The 17664-nt window shown below is 55.4% G+C and carries 21 protein-coding genes, 1 other RNA gene and 1 pseudogene; 18 read left to right on the top strand and 5 right to left on the bottom strand.

Annotation, left to right across the window (positions count from 1 at the left end; translation table 11 throughout):
* On the bottom strand, nucleotides 1-1256 hold a 1256-nt coding region (gene gmtY / locus Q675_RS33720), incomplete at its 3' end, for a gamma-mobile-trio recombinase GmtY (RefSeq protein ID WP_023011830.1).
* Between the two features lie 310 nt (nucleotides 1257-1566).
* Between gmtY and Q675_RS33715 the strand changes: the two genes are divergently transcribed.
* On the top strand, nucleotides 1567-2238 hold the full coding sequence (locus tag Q675_RS33715; RefSeq protein WP_031211662.1) for an SOS response-associated peptidase: 672 nt from the start codon (nucleotides 1567-1569) through the stop codon (nucleotides 2236-2238).
* Between the two features lie 770 nt (nucleotides 2239-3008).
* Here Q675_RS33715 and Q675_RS33710 read toward each other — a convergent pair.
* Nucleotides 3009-3962, bottom strand: a complete 954-nt coding sequence (locus Q675_RS33710; protein WP_081698879.1) for a DNA-binding protein — start codon at nucleotides 3960-3962, stop codon at nucleotides 3009-3011.
* A 482-nt stretch (nucleotides 3963-4444) separates the two neighbouring features.
* Between Q675_RS33710 and Q675_RS38470 the strand changes: the two are divergent.
* Nucleotides 4445-4664: pseudogene (locus Q675_RS38470) on the top strand (transposase); the annotation flags it as partial.
* A gap of 84 nt (nucleotides 4665-4748) precedes the next feature.
* On the opposite strand, the gene Q675_RS33700 reads toward Q675_RS38470, so the two are convergent.
* The 3 genes from Q675_RS33700 to Q675_RS33690 all read right to left on the bottom strand — a co-directional run bounded on the left by Q675_RS33700 (nucleotide 4749) and on the right by Q675_RS33690 (nucleotide 8186).
* Complete coding sequence (locus tag Q675_RS33700; RefSeq protein ID WP_023011826.1) at nucleotides 4749-5927, bottom strand: hypothetical protein; 1179 nt, start codon at nucleotides 5925-5927, stop codon at nucleotides 4749-4751.
* Between the two features lie 100 nt (nucleotides 5928-6027).
* Complete coding sequence (locus tag Q675_RS33695; RefSeq protein ID WP_023011825.1) at nucleotides 6028-6612, bottom strand: hypothetical protein; 585 nt, start codon at nucleotides 6610-6612, stop codon at nucleotides 6028-6030.
* Nucleotides 6613-7508: 896 nt separating this feature from the next.
* Complete coding sequence (locus Q675_RS33690; RefSeq protein WP_152525375.1) at nucleotides 7509-8186, bottom strand: helix-turn-helix transcriptional regulator; 678 nt, start codon at nucleotides 8184-8186, stop codon at nucleotides 7509-7511.
* A gap of 167 nt (nucleotides 8187-8353) precedes the next feature.
* On the opposite strand from Q675_RS33690, the gene Q675_RS38660 reads away from it, so the two are divergent.
* The 16 genes from Q675_RS38660 to Q675_RS33620 all read left to right on the top strand — a co-directional run bounded on the left by Q675_RS38660 (nucleotide 8354) and on the right by Q675_RS33620 (nucleotide 17466).
* On the top strand, nucleotides 8354-8731 hold the full coding sequence (locus Q675_RS38660) for a helix-turn-helix domain-containing protein (RefSeq protein ID WP_152525374.1): 378 nt from the start codon (nucleotides 8354-8356) through the stop codon (nucleotides 8729-8731).
* A gap of 114 nt (nucleotides 8732-8845) precedes the next feature.
* Nucleotides 8846-9172: a hypothetical protein gene (locus tag Q675_RS33685; RefSeq protein WP_023011823.1), complete on the top strand. Its 327-nt coding sequence runs from the start codon at nucleotides 8846-8848 to the stop codon at nucleotides 9170-9172.
* Complete coding sequence (locus tag Q675_RS33680) at nucleotides 9169-11430, top strand: Mu transposase C-terminal domain-containing protein (RefSeq protein WP_023011822.1); 2262 nt, start codon at nucleotides 9169-9171, stop codon at nucleotides 11428-11430. Before Q675_RS33685 ends, Q675_RS33680 begins: the two co-directional genes overlap by 4 nt.
* A 96-nt stretch (nucleotides 11431-11526) precedes the next feature.
* The gene (locus Q675_RS33675) at nucleotides 11527-12237 is read left to right on the top strand and encodes an AAA family ATPase (RefSeq protein WP_200861847.1); all 711 of its coding nucleotides are present in this window, start codon (nucleotides 11527-11529) and stop codon (nucleotides 12235-12237) included.
* A 3-nt stretch (nucleotides 12238-12240) separates the two neighbouring features.
* Nucleotides 12241-12855, top strand: a complete 615-nt coding sequence (locus tag Q675_RS33670; protein WP_023011820.1) for a hypothetical protein — start codon at nucleotides 12241-12243, stop codon at nucleotides 12853-12855.
* The gene (locus tag Q675_RS33665; protein WP_023011819.1) at nucleotides 12848-13168 is read left to right on the top strand and encodes a transcriptional regulator; all 321 of its coding nucleotides are present in this window, start codon (nucleotides 12848-12850) and stop codon (nucleotides 13166-13168) included. Before Q675_RS33670 ends, Q675_RS33665 begins: the two co-directional genes overlap by 8 nt.
* A gap of 3 nt (nucleotides 13169-13171) precedes the next feature.
* Nucleotides 13172-13411: a hypothetical protein gene (locus Q675_RS33660; RefSeq protein ID WP_023011818.1), complete on the top strand. Its 240-nt coding sequence runs from the start codon at nucleotides 13172-13174 to the stop codon at nucleotides 13409-13411.
* Entirely contained in the window at nucleotides 13408-13764 is a 357-nt protein-coding gene (locus Q675_RS33655) for a hypothetical protein (RefSeq protein WP_023011817.1), read from the top strand. Before Q675_RS33660 ends, Q675_RS33655 begins: the two co-directional genes overlap by 4 nt.
* Before the next feature lie 17 nt (nucleotides 13765-13781).
* Complete coding sequence (locus tag Q675_RS33650; RefSeq protein ID WP_264673086.1) at nucleotides 13782-14396, top strand: DUF3164 family protein; 615 nt, start codon at nucleotides 13782-13784, stop codon at nucleotides 14394-14396.
* Nucleotides 14397-14531: 135 nt separating this feature from the next.
* Entirely contained in the window at nucleotides 14532-14795 is a 264-nt protein-coding gene (locus Q675_RS33645) for a hypothetical protein (RefSeq protein WP_023011814.1), read from the top strand.
* An RNA gene (locus Q675_RS37970) (hammerhead ribozyme type II) lies at nucleotides 14794-14859 on the top strand. The genes Q675_RS33645 and Q675_RS37970 overlap by 2 nt, the downstream gene beginning before the upstream one ends.
* Before the next feature lie 192 nt (nucleotides 14860-15051).
* Nucleotides 15052-15291 (top strand): hypothetical protein, encoded by a 240-nt coding sequence (locus tag Q675_RS38140; RefSeq protein WP_023011813.1) that lies wholly within the window; start codon nucleotides 15052-15054, stop codon nucleotides 15289-15291.
* 247 nt (nucleotides 15292-15538) lie between these two features.
* Entirely contained in the window at nucleotides 15539-15952 is a 414-nt protein-coding gene (locus Q675_RS33635; protein ID WP_023011811.1) for a hypothetical protein, read from the top strand.
* A complete protein-coding gene (locus Q675_RS33630) occupies nucleotides 15949-16548 on the top strand; it encodes a gp16 family protein (protein WP_023011810.1) in 600 nt (199 codons plus the stop codon). Before Q675_RS33635 ends, Q675_RS33630 begins: the two co-directional genes overlap by 4 nt.
* Complete coding sequence (locus Q675_RS37760) at nucleotides 16545-17060, top strand: hypothetical protein (RefSeq protein WP_023011809.1); 516 nt, start codon at nucleotides 16545-16547, stop codon at nucleotides 17058-17060. The genes Q675_RS33630 and Q675_RS37760 overlap by 4 nt, the downstream gene beginning before the upstream one ends.
* A gap of 1 nt (nucleotide 17061) precedes the next feature.
* Entirely contained in the window at nucleotides 17062-17466 is a 405-nt protein-coding gene (locus tag Q675_RS33620; RefSeq protein ID WP_023011808.1) for a Mor transcription activator family protein, read from the top strand.
* Nucleotides 17467-17664 lie beyond the last annotated feature (198 nt).

The raw sequence follows: 17664 nt of genomic DNA, 5'->3' as shown, positions 1-17664 counted from the left end.
CACGTTCGCCGGAATACGCATTTAATGATCAGAGAATCAGCGTTTGCATCAGCCAGAGCTTGCCCATACGAGTGTCGGTGGGCGTGTGCTGTCGTTCCCGCTTCTTTTGAAAACGGTAAACCAATTCTTTCAACGGCTCTTTTAAGCGATTGGTTATAGCCTTTGATTGAGTGCGGAGCGCCTGATTGCGTCGTGAATGCAAACGGATGTTTACCGCCATCGGGGTATCGCTGGTAGGTCAGGTAAAGCCGCCAAAGGTCGTTAAAGGTTTCACCAGCACTTCTTGGAAACCACCAAACCTGAAGAAAGTGGCGACTTTCATTGTCCTCTTTGGGCGCTTTCCAACCTGCATGCAGCGTATGGGATTTCGAATATTCAAATCGCGGTTGCATCCCATACTTGTTGAGCAACTCTTCGCGCCTGCTGGGGCCGTTTGGACGGGGCCGCCCTTTATCGGGATGAAAAATTTTGACCAGTGCGGTTCCGTCCTCCCACGGCACGACATCTTCTACCCAAAGGTGAAAGCACTCGCTGAGCCTGAGTCCGCCGTAATGCATCAGCATGGTAATGAGCACATTCTTCAGGTCCAGGCGCTCATGAACTACGTCGCTCATTTCAAAGCCATATCGCGTAAGGCCATTCCACAAGAGGTCGTCAATTCGTCCAGGAGGAAAGCTTTTCTTACCCTCATTGCCGTTAGAACGCGACACCCTCCTGGGCATAACCTTCCGGAAATAAGCAGGGGCTGGTTTGTTAGCCCAAAGGTGGGAAAGAAAAGCCCGCCGTTTCTTTTGGTAGAAGGCTGCGAGGCCCATCCACTCCTCGTAACGAGTAGGTTTCACCGTTGGGTTTATCTGAAGCTTTTTCTCTTCATACTGCTCAGAGAGCCAGTCTGTGTATTGTGTTATCAGGCTGATTAGAAAGTTCGCGTCCTTATCCTCGCGTGGTTTCCACCGCAGCCAACTCGGATCGCTACCGCCCTCGCCAATCGTTCCGGTGTAGAGGCTGTTTGAAAACTCCTGAAACAGTTGGTGAGGAGTTTCAAAGCAGTCTTTATTCTGATTCGTGTAATCGATGAGGAGTCGAACCGCAAACGCGCTCCTGTCTTTCCAGCTCCGAGATTTGTATCGATGAACGATCAAATAATCCAAATAACTTTTCAGCAAACCATCTTGGGTGACGATCACCGGAAGACTTATCTTCGTCCCCGTGTTGTCTACTTTGATATTTGCCTCTATGCAGACGCTGTTCAGCACGCAATTTCCAATTGGTAAAATAGTATGTTCGTAATTCCACTATATATGCATGTATGCTCAAAAAAAAACAGATTTCGATTTCTGGCATAGGTTTTTGATGCTTTTTAGGATATTTTTTCTATTCCACTAAGCAGCAAACAACATCGCGGGCCAGATGAATGGTTGCCGCCGTCAGGCCAGTGTGGATATGTGGCAAGATTTGTGCGGGTTGTGAAAAAATATGAGCTATCCCCCACACCCGATGAAAAGGCGTGGGCGACAAGGTTTCTAGAAGGCTGCCGGTAGGATATCAGGCGGGCAAAGACTCAATATGTGCGGACGTTTTGTGTTTCATACACCCCTAAATCTCATTGCCAGGCGATATTGGGATTACCAAATGGCTACCGGGAATATGGTGGCCCGTTACAACATTGCTCCAGGTACCCAGATTGCGAGCATTCGACAGACTCCATCTGGGGAGCCTCGTTTTGACTATGCCTGGTGGGGATTTCGACCTTCCTGGGCCGATAAGAAGGCGCCAGCGCCTATCAATGCTCGCATCGAATCAATCAAAACGTCCCGCTACTTCCAAGAAGCTTTCAACCACCAACGCTGCGTGATTCCGGCCAACGGCTGGTATGAATGGAAGCGATTGGAGAATGGCCAGAAACAACCCTACTACATCACGTGCTCAGATCTTGAAAGAGGTGAAGCCCTATTCTTTGCTGGCATCTATACGCCAACAGGGGAGGGTACTTCCCTTCGGGTGGCAATCATCACTGAGCCAGCAACGAAGAAGATTCATCACATACACGACCGACAGCCAACGCTTGTCCATCCAGGCTCCTTGAGTCAGTGGCTCGACCCCGCCCAAACGGCTGATGAACTGAGGGGGAAAATAAGGAGGACCTCAGGGGATAGCCTGGCTTACTGGCCGGTCTCAACAGACGTTAACCGGTCTAGTCCTGATAACAATGGGAGTTCTCTGATCGACCCACTCTAATAGCAGAGCTTCACTCAACAAAATTGGGGCAAATGTGGTCTGCGGAGACCGAGCCAGTAATCTTTCTAAAACAAACGTGTGGCAGGTGATGGAATAGTTTGATGGGCGGATGCTCTGGTGGGACCGATGTGGTGGAGGGGGCTATCTCGCTGGTGAGATAGCCGCTTTGCCAGAGCGGTTGGTAAGGCCGCTATGAGCCACACAGATTGCGCAGAACAATCCTAATCCACTTAACCTTTGAAACCAAATTTAATCGTAAGCATTTCGCATTGGGAATGCCCAGGGCGTTGTTCAGCATGATTGTTGGTGATGTTTCTGAAACTTGGCTTTTAGTTTGTCATAGGATCGGGGAGCCACAACTCTGCACTGGCAGAGCTTGGGCCAGTCGAGACGATGGGGCCCAGCCAGGGCTAGTAAGGGCCAGTGAGGACCAGTAAGGGCCAGTGAGGACCAGTGAGGACCAGGGTGGACCAGGGTGGACCACACCTGTGGATAACTTTTATATTCATCGATTGAACCAAGTGATCGGTGCCACAGTCTTTAACTGCTTCTTTTAGATCGGAGCACGGCTTCAGGTAGGTGGCTGAGTGAAATGGAAATGATTGTCGCCGGGTCTTGAGTGGTATCGCGTGGCGGGCCTACGGCCCTTGCTTCCGGCCTTAGGCCTCCCTTCACGACTAGGCGGAGCCTAGTCGCTCAGTTATCGACTCAGCCATTGGCTTCGTCTCAATTCTGTGCTGGAACCAAAGCGCAATGGTTGTGGTCGTTGATTACTGTCGAGTATTGGCGTCTGCGGATACTTCTTCCGCTAAATTAGGTATTAGTTTTGGCGCTCGCGGCCCTGCCGGTGAGATTTGAGCAACGAGCGCATCCCGTTCCAGTTCCGCATTGCGTTCTCGTTCAAGTGCGATCTGCTCTCTCAACTTATCGGAATCTTGCGCGTGGTTTTGATAGGTTTCTTTAAGTTCGCTGCGAAGATCTTGAATCTCCTTTCTCGACTCTAGTAGTTGAGCTCGTAAATCATCAAGCTGCGATTTCAGATCGATAGCTTTTTCGTATTGTGCTTTGAATTTTTCCTCAGCAATTGCAGCCTCTCGTTCTGCATTTTGCTGGGAGGCTTTCGAGCTCTCCATTGTTTGTTGGAGTTCGTGTAGTTTGGTTTTAGTTTCTGAAGAATGAGCTTCGGCCTCCTTTTGGAAGGCGGCGAGTCTTTCGCTGAGGCTTTCGCATTTCAACTGTGCAGTTGCTAGTTGGGTTCTGGTTTCTTCCGAGGCCGCATGTGTGTGGCTCAGCTGGACTTCGAGTCGTTTGATCTCATCGAGTCGAGCCGTGGCCATCGTTTTATATTCATCGCGCTCCCGTTCGAGAGCCTCGATACTAGATGTCAGCTCTAAAATCTGATCCTCAAATTCAAGGCACTGGTCGACATGATCATCCATATCTGAGCGTGTAACAGTCAACTCAGCTCTGATGCTTGAAGTAGCTTCGTCTACCTGGCGATCGATTTCTTCCGCGAAGGAATGAATAAGGGCCGGAGGGAGTTGGTAGTCGGTTACTACAGTCTGTCGGCGGTTCTTTCTCCATGTTTGCAGATGCTTTTGAATCGTTGCGAAGCTCCCTGTTCCTAGCTTTGCTCTGACTGCTCGATTGGTGGGAACTTCTCCGGATGCTGCAATAGTGTCAGCGGCGGTGAACACTTCTAATTCCGTTAGACCTTTTGACATATAACATTCCCCAAAACGTGATTGATCGATGCATCAACGCTGATACAAATCGGTATGCCTGGCCTGTCAGGCGATCATCTAAAAGTATACGGCCGGAAAATGGCCAATTTGGGGGGTGTACACGCTTGTACAGGATGTCCAGACAGGTTGGGGTGTCAGTCGAGATGAGGTTGGTTTATCCATGAATGTGAGAGGCTGCAGTCTACAGCTGCTACTGCTCGGAGCTCTGGGCAGTAGCACTAAGGATGGACTCCAGTAGGTGATTAGGATTTTGATTCGGCGACCACCCCCTAACTTTGACCATCACCGTCTAGGCCCCTTTAAACAAAAGCGGACATTCGAGTAAGGCTGTTCTCCAGGGCCTATAAGCTAACCACGACCATTTCATCCGGTATGATTGCCAGTCGGCAGAATGAAACGGCTAGCCAGCAGATGCTGTCCAGCCGTTAACGCCATCAGTCCACCCACAAATTCAGGGCTGCCGATGGCGGCTGATCTTTTCTGGCTTAGCTTACACCTTGTTCGAACGATTACGAGCGCACTTGAAAAAGACGTCCTTCAAACGGATCAGTGCCAGCTGAAGCTGGTCAAGGTTGGCGCGGTCGTCACTCGCAACACTCGCCGAATCCGAGTATTGGCAATTGAAAACTACCCCAAAGAGAGCAATTCGCGGGTCTAGTAGGCCGCTTGGTTCTGGGGTAGATTCCCGCACCTGCGCGCTCATAGTGGTATACCGCCTGCCCAGTCAGCGAGACTTGTGTGCTGCGTAGCAATGAGAAGTCCGGGCTAAAGAAGTGCTGGGCTACTCAGATCCATTATTTTCTGGGCCTGCTCCCAAGATCGATGGCCTCCGAAGCGGATTCCACCACGGTCGATATTGACTACCGGGTCATTCGGCTTAGGTGACCGCGATATGGGAATGTATATTACGTAGGGTTTAAAGCCACGATACGGCTCATCGTCCAAGCCTGACTCCAAACCTGTCATAAAGCGAGCCAGATTAACCGACTTGGCAGCATCATAAATGGTTTGATTTTTGTCCTCATCGGAAACGCTACCTGCCAGACTGCATCCGTAATGGCTCTCAAGCTCATGTTGGCGGAGCTTGTTCACAGCCCTGATATCAAAGCACCATAACTCAGTTTCGCGCTTGTCATCGCCATACAAATATTCTGGCCTGTAGCGCCTTTCGTTTTCATCGTAGATATAGGCAGCCCTACCCATAGGGCTACCGAGATATTTGGTTAACTTTTGAAGCGGTACGTCATTGATCGGTATGTCTGCTGTTATACGATCATCTCCAGGGGAATACCGTAATACTCGGTCATCGAGAAAGAAAAGGATGTCTTTGTCTGGGGTTAAAACCGGTGCGCCAATAAATACACGCTCTCCGTCGGTGGACTGCTTTGCTTTAATCTTGTCGGGGTACTTCTGGACGATGGCTTCAATCTCGTTTTTTAGGATGTGGTCAGAGTATTTATCGAGTTCTTCCGAGGAAAACGAGCTCGGCGCTATGTCGCCTACTTTTGCAAGCTCTTTTTCCATTCCCACCCATTCGGGAATTTTTCGTGCCTCCGCCAATGCCTGGCTATTCCGTTCGGACTTTTTGCGAATATCCTCTGCCCGAATATTTTCCTGGGCGCTTTCACTGATAATCTTTCGTAAGCCCCAGAAAAATACCCAGCAAGGCATCGTGACGACAAGGACTACCGAAGCCATCTTCATGGAACTGGCTAAATCATAATTATTGCCCCACGTGAGTAGGTCTAGGACCCAGCGTAGAGCACCCGCAACCCCCGTGTTCCCATGGGCCAGGAACCAGGAGACAACATTCCTGTCGATCCACTCAAAAGCGTAAAGGTGTGCCAACACATAAAGTGCCCAATGCAGAGGAGCGGAACGAAACATCATTTGCTGCATGGCGTCGCCAGCGCGGCCATCGTGGTAAACCAGGAATCGATACATCAAAATACCTTCTTAGTCGTTTGACAAGGGTGATCCGGTAGCAAAGATTATCAGCTACCAGACTACTGAACACTTTGAAATGATCACTGATCGGATTTCTTTAACTGGCACTCCCCCGGTATTCTGACTGCCCAACATCAAGCCCCAGTTTATGGCTTGCGTGATAGATGTCTGTTAGGTCTAGGAGCAGATTTTCATAATGCATGCTCACGTAATATTCATGAAGATCGGCGTATGTGCTCTCTTCGAGCTCCTCTGGTTTCGATTTCATTGTTTCTATGTCTAGGTCTAACTCTCCGAGATTCCAGATCAGCTTCAACACTGAGTTTGGACATAACACCATTAGACCCGGAGAGTTCCTCAGTTCCTTTATTGTGTTTGGCTCTTTAATTCTAAAGTGGTCGAGGCCGTCAAAACTCATGTTGATATCCCCGAATTGATCTGGGTCGTTCTTTACTCGCTCTTCTACGGTTCGCTCTAGCCCATCCAAATCATTTCGTATCCAGGCGAATATTGCTGTGTGCTGGCTGTTACGCAAGTTCATTTTTTCTTTCATTTCAATTCCGCGCTGCCAGGCGGGTATCCAGATCGCGATTGCTACTGCTATGAGTGTCAAAAACACTCCGGATACCCCTATTCCAATATCCCAATAGTCTTTAATGGTGAGAGCTTGCTGGGGGTCCACCGGATCCTCCATGACGGATGTTTGGTAAGAGCTTTCAGACGTGTATTCGCTCTGACAAGGATACACTCAAAACAGTGGTTAGCGTGATCGGTGTGTTTGAAGAAGTTCGAATCGCTCCAGTAGGCACGGAATCTCCGTCCCCGAAAAAGAGGCCTTACGAAGTGAACCTGCATGTTCGCTTTGCGACCGTAGCTTGCGTTTGTACTTCCGCCAATCAATCTGCGAGCATCCCGGTTTCAATCGCAATGTTGACTAAAGTTTTCCGCCCCAGGTATGTCGCCAGTGCGCCGTCGCCAATCGCTGAATCCCTCACTCCTTAGTTCTGCCGGTTAAGTTCGACTCGTTCTCGTTAGTCCGGAGGCCACCCGGAATTTCCGATGATGTCAGCACTATCTAGCAAGCAGGCGGGCACTCTTCAGTGCCAACGGCCGGCTAAACTATGAGCTCAAGAACACTTTTTCGTTTAATCGTTCCTGTATCGATACGTATCACTGTAACGATACAGTTTGATACGTGGTGGTCCCATGATATGTAACGATACAGTGATATGTATCGTTACAGGCGCGGAGCTTGTGGCTCAGTTCAGTGGTCTGTCGGTCAAGGGGCTGGTAGGGCTGAGTGGCCAATTCAGGGGCCATAGACTCTCAGGACTCGATTAGGTGGGCCGCCGTCCATATTCAGGCCAGATGAGCCTTTCTTTTTGCCAGTCCTACTGTGACATGCCATTTGCTATGAGAATGATGGGAAGAGGTGGGATGACGGCGGATATGGTGGGACAGCCGCGTAATTAAAGGCCTTCAAGGGAAGGTAAAGCGCAATTTAAGGAAACTGCCACGGACGCTTGGATTAACGCAAAAATGACGCCGTGGCGGATGGATTGCGACAGTTGCAGCTTTTCACATCTCGCCGCCCGCCCAGATCACCTTCCCCATTATAAACAAGTCCTCGATTTCTTTCGACGAAAGGTGCTGGTCTGCGTAGGCCTGGTTGTCGCACCTGAAAATAATGCCGCCCGTGAAGTGCCGCTGAACGCGCCTAACAGCGATCTCGCCATCAATCATCATGGCGTAGATTCCATCGGTGGCAAAGGAATCCCTGGTGCCATCAATCACGACGAGGTTTCCTTCTCTGACAGTCGGGGACATGGTGTCATCCGGCACCCTGGTAAACACCAGGTCTTTGGGTTGCACACCCTTGCGCTCCAGCCACTCCCTGGTGAACGTCAGACCGTCAATGCCCGCCGATTCCGCGATGAAGCGCCCGGGGTCCATGGTGCCCCGGGGTAGCTGAGCCCTTACAACGTCCAGGCCTTTGCTGGCCATGAGGTCAGCAAGGTCGCGGGCCTGCTCTGTTTTCCCGCTGCGCAGCCGCGCCTCCAGGAGACTGAAGAAGTTGGCGCCGGTCTTCTCCGCGAACACGGCCAGAAAGTCGACGTCTGGCAACGACTCCTCTCTCTCATACATTCCAAGTGCGCCATGACTGACGCCCAGGACTTTGCAGGCGTCTTTAACCGGCCCCAAATTCGCCTGGGCGCGCCACTCCTTCAGCATTTTCCCCAATTTTTTTGGTTCCAACTTAAAAGCCCTCCGAAAGCTGGAACTAAATTATGGTTCCAGCTTTGTTTTTATCCGAGAAAAACCAATAACTTGGCTTATCTTCGATTAAAAACCCAATTTGTTTAAAGCTGGAACCATTTTATAGTGGTTGACAGCCATATTTATTGGGCTTACCGTATAAAACTATGAACAGACCTATACACCCAAAAAAAGCCAGCCTTCCCCAAGACTGGCACCCCGCAGACATCAAGTGCGCCCTCGAAAAGGCGGGCTGGACGATGCGGAAACTTTCCATTCACTACGGCTATGCGCCCACTCTGGTCAGGCAGGCCCTGGATAAGCCCTACCCGAATGCAGAGCGGATCATTGCCGAAGCGCTTGGAGTGTCCCCGGAAACCATCTGGCCAAGCCGATACGACGACCGCAGGCCACTGAGAGGCGTTGGAGGCGCCCCGACCCATAATCCTGGTTCGAAAAGACCAAGAAAGTTATCCGAAAACCAACAAAACAAGTCTACTACACGCAGCAGTTCCATCAATGTAAACATTGAGGGGGGTGCGTAGACATGAAAAAAGTCCGCGACTCTCTAACCCTGGATCTCTTCCAGATCCCGACACCCACTGCACCGACTGCCGGCAACCTCGACCTGGACCTGCCGTTGCGCGAAGCGCTTTCCGATGCGCTCCGCCACGCAGACCAGGACCGGCACCCACGTCGCTGCCGAGATGAGCCGCCTGACCGGGCGCGAAATCAGCAAGTACATGCTGGACGCGTACACCGCAGAAAGCCGGGCCGACCACAACTTCCCGTTCCGATACGCCGCCGCCTTCGAGCAGGCCACGGGATCCTATTGCCTGACCAACCTGCTGGCCCGGTACCGGGGCTGCTCCGTTCTGGTGGGGGATGAGGCAGTGCTGGCCGAGTTCGGGCGCATCGAAAAAATGGAGGCTGACCTGAAAAAGCAGAAAGTCGCCCTGAAGCGGTACCTGGAGGCCCGTAAATGAGAAGTCAGAAGCCGGTTTACAGCCAGCAGGAAATCGCCGAACTGGCAGGACTCACACGGCGAGCCATCAACAAGCGGGCCGCCAACGGGCGCCCGAAGAAAGGTGAGCGCCCGTGGCCCGTGGCCGAGCGGAAGCCTGTCCGGGGTGGCGAGGCCATCTTCCACGCGTTCGATGATCTGCCGAAAGACCTGCAGAAAAAGCTGGTCAATGCGGAAGAGTCCACCCGGCTGACGGCTGAGATCGTTGCCCTGGAGGAACGCAAGGCAAGGGAGGCTCAGGAGGCTGCCGAAGAGATGGCTGAAACCGAGGCAGACAAGCGCTTGCGCTCCGAGAAGGAGCGGCTCCAGCGCATTGCCGATGGACGAGCCAAGTTCTCCGCCCTGCCGAAGAAAAGCCGGAAGCGCCAGCGGGCGGAGGCCCGCTACTGGATTGTTCGAGCTGCTGCTCACCACATGCGCGAAACCGGCCTGACCAAGCGCCAGGCCCATGGGGATTTCGCGAACCAGGTAAACCGGGGGGGTATCACGCCGCCGGCCTGGATCATGGAGCACATCAACCACCGGGCCGGCCGCCCTAGCCTCAGTGAAGGTTCCATCCGGCGCTGGGACTGGCAGATGCATAACGGCGGCATCTGGGCCCTGACGGATGGCTACGGCACCCGCGCAGGGCAGTCCAAGATCTTCACCAACCAGCGCCTGTACAAGGTGGTTCTGGGGGCGATGGTGAAATACCCCCAGATCAAGGCCAAGCGCATCAAGGAATTCCTGGAAGCGGAATATCCGGACCTCAACATCGTGTCGCTGCGCCGTATCCAGGCGTTCATGTCGAGCTGGAAAAAAGAGCACGCGCAGCTGTGGACCTACATCACCAACCCGGACCGCTGGAAGAACGTGTACATGTCCGGCTTTGGCGATCAGGACGAGCACATCGTGCGCATCAACCAGCTCTGGGAGCTGGATTCCACACCGGGCGACTGGGGGCTGATCGACGGTCGCCATACGGTGGTTGGCGCCATCGACCTTTACTCGAAGCGCACGAAGTACTTCGTCAGCAAGACCTCTACAGCAGCTGCTGTCAAGCAGCTTACCCGCCGCTGCATCCTGGACTGGGGCGTGCCGGAGGGCGTGAAAACCGACAACGGTAAAGACTACCTGGCGGATGAGTTCACTGGCCTGCTGCGCGATCTGGAAATCAACCAGTACGTGTGCCTGCCCTTTGCCTCCGAGGAAAAGGCCAGCATTGAGCGTGCTTTCCAAACCATGAGCCACGGGTTGCTGGAGCTACTACCCGGGTTCTGTGGCCACAACGTCGCCGAGAAGAAAGAGATCGAGGCCCGCAAAGCCTTTGCCAAGCGTGTCATGGAGGGCGGTGAGATCGAGGTTCAACTGACAGCGGCTGAGCTGCAGGAGAAGCTCGATCAGTGGGCGGACCACGTGTACGCGCACAACCCCCATTCCGGCCTGAACGGAAAGACCCCCTGGCAGGTGGCGAACGAAAGCCCGCACGAGATCCGCCGAATTTCCAACGTTCACGCCCTCGATGAGCTGCTGGCCCCGGTGGCTGGCACCCGCGTTGTCGGCAAGAAGGGCATCCAGTTCGATACCCGCTACTACCGGGACCTCAACGGCGAGATGGGCCTGATGGAAGGCAAGCAGGTCGAGCTGCGGTACGACGAGCAGGATATCGGCCGCCTGGCCGTCTACGCCGATGGGCGGTTCCTGTGCTGGGCGGTGTGCCCGGAAGTGGAAGGCATCAGCAAACAGGAAATGGCCGCCGCGATCAAACGCCGCCAGAAGAAACTGGTGGCCGAGCAGGCCCGGGAAATCAAGGCCTTTGGCAAGGAAATCAAGAAGGACATTCCCCAGGCGGTACTGGAACACCGGATTGCCCAAAGCCAAAACATCGAGGCCGTTCAATTCCGCGCCACCGAATACTCAACCGACCGACTGGAGCAAGCCGGCCTGGCTGCTGGCCGCGGCCGCCAACCCGAGCGCCAGGTGTCTGAAAAAGACCGCGAGATGGAGGCGCAGTTCAAGTCGGAGTTTGAGCAGGAAGTCCGCGTGGCACCGGTAACTCCTATTCGCCAGGACACGCCCGAGCAGCGGTTCCGTCGTTGGCTGACGATCGACGAGAAACTGCAAGCCGGGGCGACTGTGCCTCCGGAAGACGAGCGCTTCCACCGGCTTTACCCGGAGAGCGCGGAGTGCAAGGCAATGAAGGATTTTTACGAGGATTTCGGCCAGATCAAGGGCGCTTGAACTGGCCTTTAAGAGACCGCCCGCGCGGCAACGCAGGCGAGAAGGTACTACCCAAAAACGGAGAAAATGATGTCGCAATTCGAACCACAGGTCAACTTGACTACCGCACCACTGACCAACGTGGCCCGGTGCAACGGCGCCCTGCAGACCGCCATGAACCGGCCCTCTCACCTGCCTGGCCTGGTGGCCTTTTATGGGCCTTCCGGCTGGGGCAAGAGCACAGCAGCGGCATACTGTGCCAATCGCCACCGTGCCTATTACGTGGAGTGCAAAAGCTCCTGGACCAAGAAGGCGTTGCTGTCGTCGATTCTTACCGAGATGGGCATCGCCCCCGCCAAAACCCTTTACGAGATGGCCGACCAGATCAGTGAACAGCTGGTGCTGTCGGGCCGCCCGCTGATCATTGACGAGATGGATCACATCGTCACCAAAAAAGCGGTGGAAGTGATCCGCGACATCTACGAATCCAGCAATGCCGCCATCCTCCTGATCGGCGAGGAGCTGCTGCCCGCCAAGCTTCGCGAGTGGGAACGCTTTCACAACCGAATGCTCAGCTGGGTACCGGCGCAGCCGTGCGATCTATCCGATGCAACGCAGCTGGCAAAACTCTATTGCCGGGAAGTGACGATTGCGGAGGACCTTTTGGAGAAGGTCGTTGACGTTTCACGCGGGGCCGCCCGCCGAATCTGCGTGAACATCGAACTGATCCGCCAGGAGGCCTTGGGCAACGGCACCGACGAGATGGACCTGGCCACCTGGGGAGACCGTCCCATCTACAGCGGCGAAGCGCCGAAACGGAGGGTGTAACTGATGCCGCGCAAGCCTATACACCTCAGCGCCAACGCCCGTCGGCCGGAAGGCCGCCAGGTAATCTGGGAAGCTATCCGGAAGCTCCGCCGTTTCCGGCTTGCGGATCTGGAGGATGCCACCCGGATCAATGAGAAAACGCTGCACACATACGTGCATGGCCTGACCAACGCCGGTTACCTGGCGCAAATTGACCCGCCGGTACCGCCGAAGGATCCGCGCAGCGTCCCCCTCTGGTGGACTCTCCAAAACGACTGCGGCATTGAGGCCCCGCGCGTCACAAAGGACGGCAAACCGGTTACCCAGGGCCGGGGTCGTGAGCAGATGTGGCGCACCATGCGCATTGTTGGCGAATTCAACTTCCGCGAGCTGGCTGTGCAGGCCAGCACTGATAGCCACCCAGTGAAAGAGAACGAGGCCAAAGACTACGTTCACCACCTGAACAAGGCCGGTTATCTGGCTTGCGTGAAGCCCGGCCAACCTGGAAGAGCGGCCAGGTACCGGATGATTCCCAGCCGTTATTCCGGCCCGCAAGCGCCGATGGTGCAGCGCATCAAACAGGTCTTCGACCCCAACACCGGCACTGTGGTCTGGCCGAAGGAGACAAACGATGAGTGATTGGCTTCGGAGTCTTGAGACCGCCTGCAGTCACAGCAGCCAAAACCGCGTTGCCAAACGGTTGGGCGTGTCGGCAGCCATGATCAGCCAGGCGCTCAAGGGGAAGTATCCGGGCGACCTTACAAATCTTCGCAAGCGCGTTGAGGGAGAGCTTATGGGTGCGTCGGTTGACTGCCCTGTGCTTGGCCGGATCTCGGTTCGTGAGTGTCTGGACTGTCAGCGCCAACCTTTCGCTGCCACAAACGCGCAACGCGTCCGGCTATACCGAGCATGCCGCAGCGGCTGTCCGAACAGCTCGATTGAGGAGGATTAAGTTATGGCACATCTAACCCGCGCCACAAACCCTGACGAGGCGGCAATCGATGCCCGATTTGACAGTGATGCTGCAGACCCTGTGAGGCCTGTTTCTTTGAACATTCATCAGCTCAGTGATGAGGATTCAGCAGCTTCTCTGTGCCTTGAGCTCTCTCTGGATGAGGCCGCCAATATCGCAAACAACCTGCTAGTCGCGGTGGAGTTCGCGAAGCGTTATCAGAAAGCTGGAGGTGACCTGTGAGCCGCATGTACCCAACCGCCTATCTGGAGCACCACGCCGACGTGTACGCAGCGCACCTGGTGCACAAGCACGGAGTAACGCTGGATCAGTACCTGGCGGATCCGGGCCGGTATGAGCACCTGCTGGGTGCTCCGTTCCCTCTGACGCCAGCGCAGACAAAGGTGCGCGTGCGGCTGATCCGTGAAGAGGTCCTCCAGGAGCAAGCCGAGGAAATCGCCCAGCAGCTGGACGGCCTGCCACGGAACAACGTGCGGCCGTTCGAGCCACTGCACCACAAGCGCCACCCCAAACGCCGTGGCATTGCGAGCTGCCGTAACCGCTCGCTTAAACCGACCAAACCCCTAACCACATGAGGCAGAGCCCTATGAACATGCAAGCCAACAACGCGGACCAATTCCGCCGCAACGCCAAGGGCCACCTGGTGCCCGTGGACCAGATCAAGGATATCGACCGGCTGCGCGATGACCTGGTGCAAGAAGTCATCGGCAAGGTGATGGCGCTGCAGGAAGAAATGCGCCGCGTGAAAGCGCAGATCTCCACCGAAGTGGAGGCGTTCCTGGAACTGTCCGCCCGGGAGTACGACACCAACTACGGCGGCAAGAAAGGCAACGTCACGCTCTCATCGTTCGATGGCCAATACCGGATTGTGCGCGCCGTGGCAGATCACCTGGCGTTCGATGAGCGCCTGCAGGTGGCGAAGGAACTGATCGACCAATGCATCCATGAGTGGACGGCCGGCAGCAGCTCCGAGGTTCAGGCGCTTGTGGAGCATGCCTTCCAGACCGACAGCGCCGGCAAGATCAGCACCGCCCGGGTCCTGGGCCTGCGCAGCCTGAACATCAAGAACGAAAAGTGGCAGCAAGCCATGCAGGCCATCATGGATTCCATCCAGGTGACCGGCAGCAAGAGCTACCTGCGGTTCTATGAACGCCAGGGCGAGGACGGCGCTTATCGCCAGATCTCGCTGGATGTGGCGGCCCTGTAGGGAGTGCCGGCAATGAATTACTACGAAGCGAAGTTTGCGAGGGAACGGAAGGATCGGCCAAGCGATTGGCTGATCGTCCAGGTTGGCCGGTCCTTCCGTCTGCTCCAGGTAGCCCAATTTTAAAAGGATCTAAGCATGAGCAAAGAAAAGAAAGCCAAGCCCGAAACCGGCGCTGTAAACGGAGCAACCATTGAGATCCAGCAGCTTCCCGAGGGATTGGCGATTGCAGTGGAGTTTCACGGTGACGCGGTTGACGAGAGTCAGCGGGAAGGAATGAAGAAACTAGCGCTTGTTGGCGTTGAAGCCATGCGTGATTGGATCCGGGAACGCTATGAGGTCACAAATGAGGAAGTGCTTCGTCGGCCTAATTACCAGGATCAGAAGCCCAAAACCCATTGAGCGAAACGCCCCCAGCCGGGGCGTCTGCCAGGCGTGGTGGCCTGGCACTGATGAGCAGCCGAACCGGAGGGAGCTATGCCCCCCATGACAAAGACCACAGAGCTAGGCACCGAACGGCGCTGCACCAAGTGTGACGAGTTCTGGCCGGATGATGCCGAGTTCTTCTACACCAAACACGGTAAGACACAGCAGCCCTGTAAAGCCTGCTACGCGCAATTGCCATCCAGGGCGGCCCGGAAAAGGAGAGCTGTAAGCCATGGCCAAGACAGATGCCGAACGCAAGCAGGCCCAGCGCGAACGGAACAAACACCTGCGCATGCAGCGCATGGAGCTGAATCTGGCCTGGGGTGAGCGAGAGCTGATCGCCAGCAATGCCGAAGCCCGGGGCTTTACGGATCAAACCGAGTACCTGGTGAGGCTGGTGTTGGACGACGCGGACCGAATCGAGCGTGACCGGTCACGAAATAAAGAAAATGATCGAAGGGGCGCCTCATGAAGGCATTCGGATTTAATGAAACTGACATTCTGCGCGGTGAAATGCAGGCGGCCCAGGTGGATGCCTGGATTATCAAAGAACGCCCGGAATGATGCGCAGGCGAGCAAGGCTGGGAGTTTGCATCACCCCGCTTTGCAGAAGCCAAAGCGGAGCTGATTCGACGTATGTGGGAAGACGACGTTGACGCTGATTTGATCTCCCAGGTAAAGGCCCTTAAGGCCCATTACATCCCAGTGGAGGATTGTCGATGAACAAGTGGCAACAGATTGAAGACAGGCTTTCAGGGGTATTTGGCAGTGTGAAAGCTTTCGCTGGAGGCCATGAGATTAGCCTCGAAAAGCAGGTGGACAAGGAGCGTCTTGTAGTCGCGGTGTATGTGGACGGCTGGATAAGAGGTGAGTGGACACGGGCCACAGCCGACGGCGAGCCTGAAAATCCTCAGGCAATGTTTTGGAAGCCCTATCGCACCCGGCCATGGAAGCTGAGCCAATACAAAGACCTTAAGAAGGTTTTCGGAAAGAAAAGGGCAGACGAAATGACGGCACTGAAAACCTGCGCATTCATGCCTTACTGGAACACACCGAAGAGCCTGGTTCGGCACCTGAAAAAGCACTTCCCGGATCTGGAGATCCTGGAGCCTGATTTGGATGCCAGCAAATGACCGCGACAAACCGTAAAAAAGTCCTGGCTCAGATCCACATTGCCCGCAAGCAACTGGCGCTGGACGAAGACACCTACCGCCAGATGATCGCTACCGTCACTGGCGGCAAGCGTTCCTGCTCAGACTGCAACGTGGCAGAGCTTTACCAGGTGCTTCAGCACCTCAAGGATCGCGGCTTCAAGGCCCGGCCAAAGAAACGGGTTGCCCAGCACCCAGGCACTCCTCACAACCTGGACCGGGAGCCGATGCTCCAGAAAGTGGAGGCACTACTGGCCGAGATGAAAGCGCCTTGGAGCTATGCCGATGCGATCGCAAGGCAGCAAACCGGCATTGCCAAGGTGGCCTGGCTGAAGAAGCCGGAACATCTGCGGGCGCTGATTGCAGCCCTGGACGTAGAGCTGGAAAAGCGCCGGCTGTTGGACTCACTGGAGACGGCCATGAAGGCACGGGCCATGTCGCTGGATGACATCGAACGGCTGCATCCGGAACTGCCTCAGAACTGGCGCAGAAACCGGAAGTGTCTGGGCCGCCTTTGCGCTCACTACATGATGCCGGACGCGTGGCTGGAAGCGCACCGGGAGGGCGGTAGCCAATGAAGCTAGGCCGCTGCCCCATCTGCCACAGCCACATTCAGCTGGAGGCGCTCATCCAGGACGACGCCGGCAGCGAGCTGCTGGGTCTTCTGTCTGGCCTGGGGCGCCCATTGGCACGTCCGCTGGTTCAATATCTGGGCCTGTTCCGTCCTGCCAAGTCAGACCTCAGCAACGCCCGTGCGTTGCGCCTTGCCCAGGAAACCCTGGAACTGGCAGACCGTGACAGCCTGGTGGCCGCCCTGCAGGACACCATCCGCAGCATTCACGACAAGCGCACCAGGGGCCAGGTGCAGCCTCTGAAGAACCACAACTACCTCAAGCAGGTGTTGGCCACGGTGGCACCTGAGGCCCGCAAGCCAGCGGCAGAGGCGGACAACCGCCGGCCAAACGTGACCGAGAAGAAACAGGGCATGGAGGAAACACCCGAACAGGCCCAGGCAGCATGGCGCCGGAATATGGAAAAACTGGGTGTAGATCCTGACAAGTTCACCACCAACCGGAAGACCGGAGGCTGATATGACCACCTGGGACACCGACTACTTACCGCCATCCCTGTGTGAGCTGGTCGACGTGATCGGCCTGCAGGCAACGCAAAGCCTTGTCAGCGAGTACGGCGGCGTGCGGCTGACGGTGCCCACCAAGATGCCGGAGGACCACCCGCTGGCCGATCTGCTCGGCATCGATGCCGCCCGCAAGCTCTCCCACCACTACGCCCAGGAGCGCCTGGACGTACCCAATGCCAAGGCCGCCATCATGGCAGTGCGTAACCAGAACATGCGTCAGGAGCACGCGGACGGCGACTCGGCCAGGGTGCTGGCCCGCCGGTACCGGCTCACCGAACGCCGGGTGTGGGAGATCCTTTCAGAAGGTATGCCGGACGATCGCCAGGCGGATATGTTTAGTGAGGGTGAGGCACGGTGAGCCATAACCTGGCCAGGCAATCAGCGGAGGCCCGGGCCGATATCGAGCGCAAAAAGAGGCGCTGGCACGAAGCATGGCTTATGGTCCGGAACCGCCACCCGCAGTGGATCCGGCATTGGTTGACCACGATTGAAGATCAGAATGAAAAAGACGACTGGCGGCACAGACTCAATACTTTGCGCCAGAAAGGCTACACTT

Source organism: Marinobacter sp. EN3, from assembly GCF_000475315.1.
Taxonomy (GTDB): Bacteria; Pseudomonadota; Gammaproteobacteria; order Pseudomonadales; family Oleiphilaceae; genus Marinobacter; species Marinobacter nauticus.
This window is presented reverse-complemented; position numbering and strand designations above follow the sequence as displayed.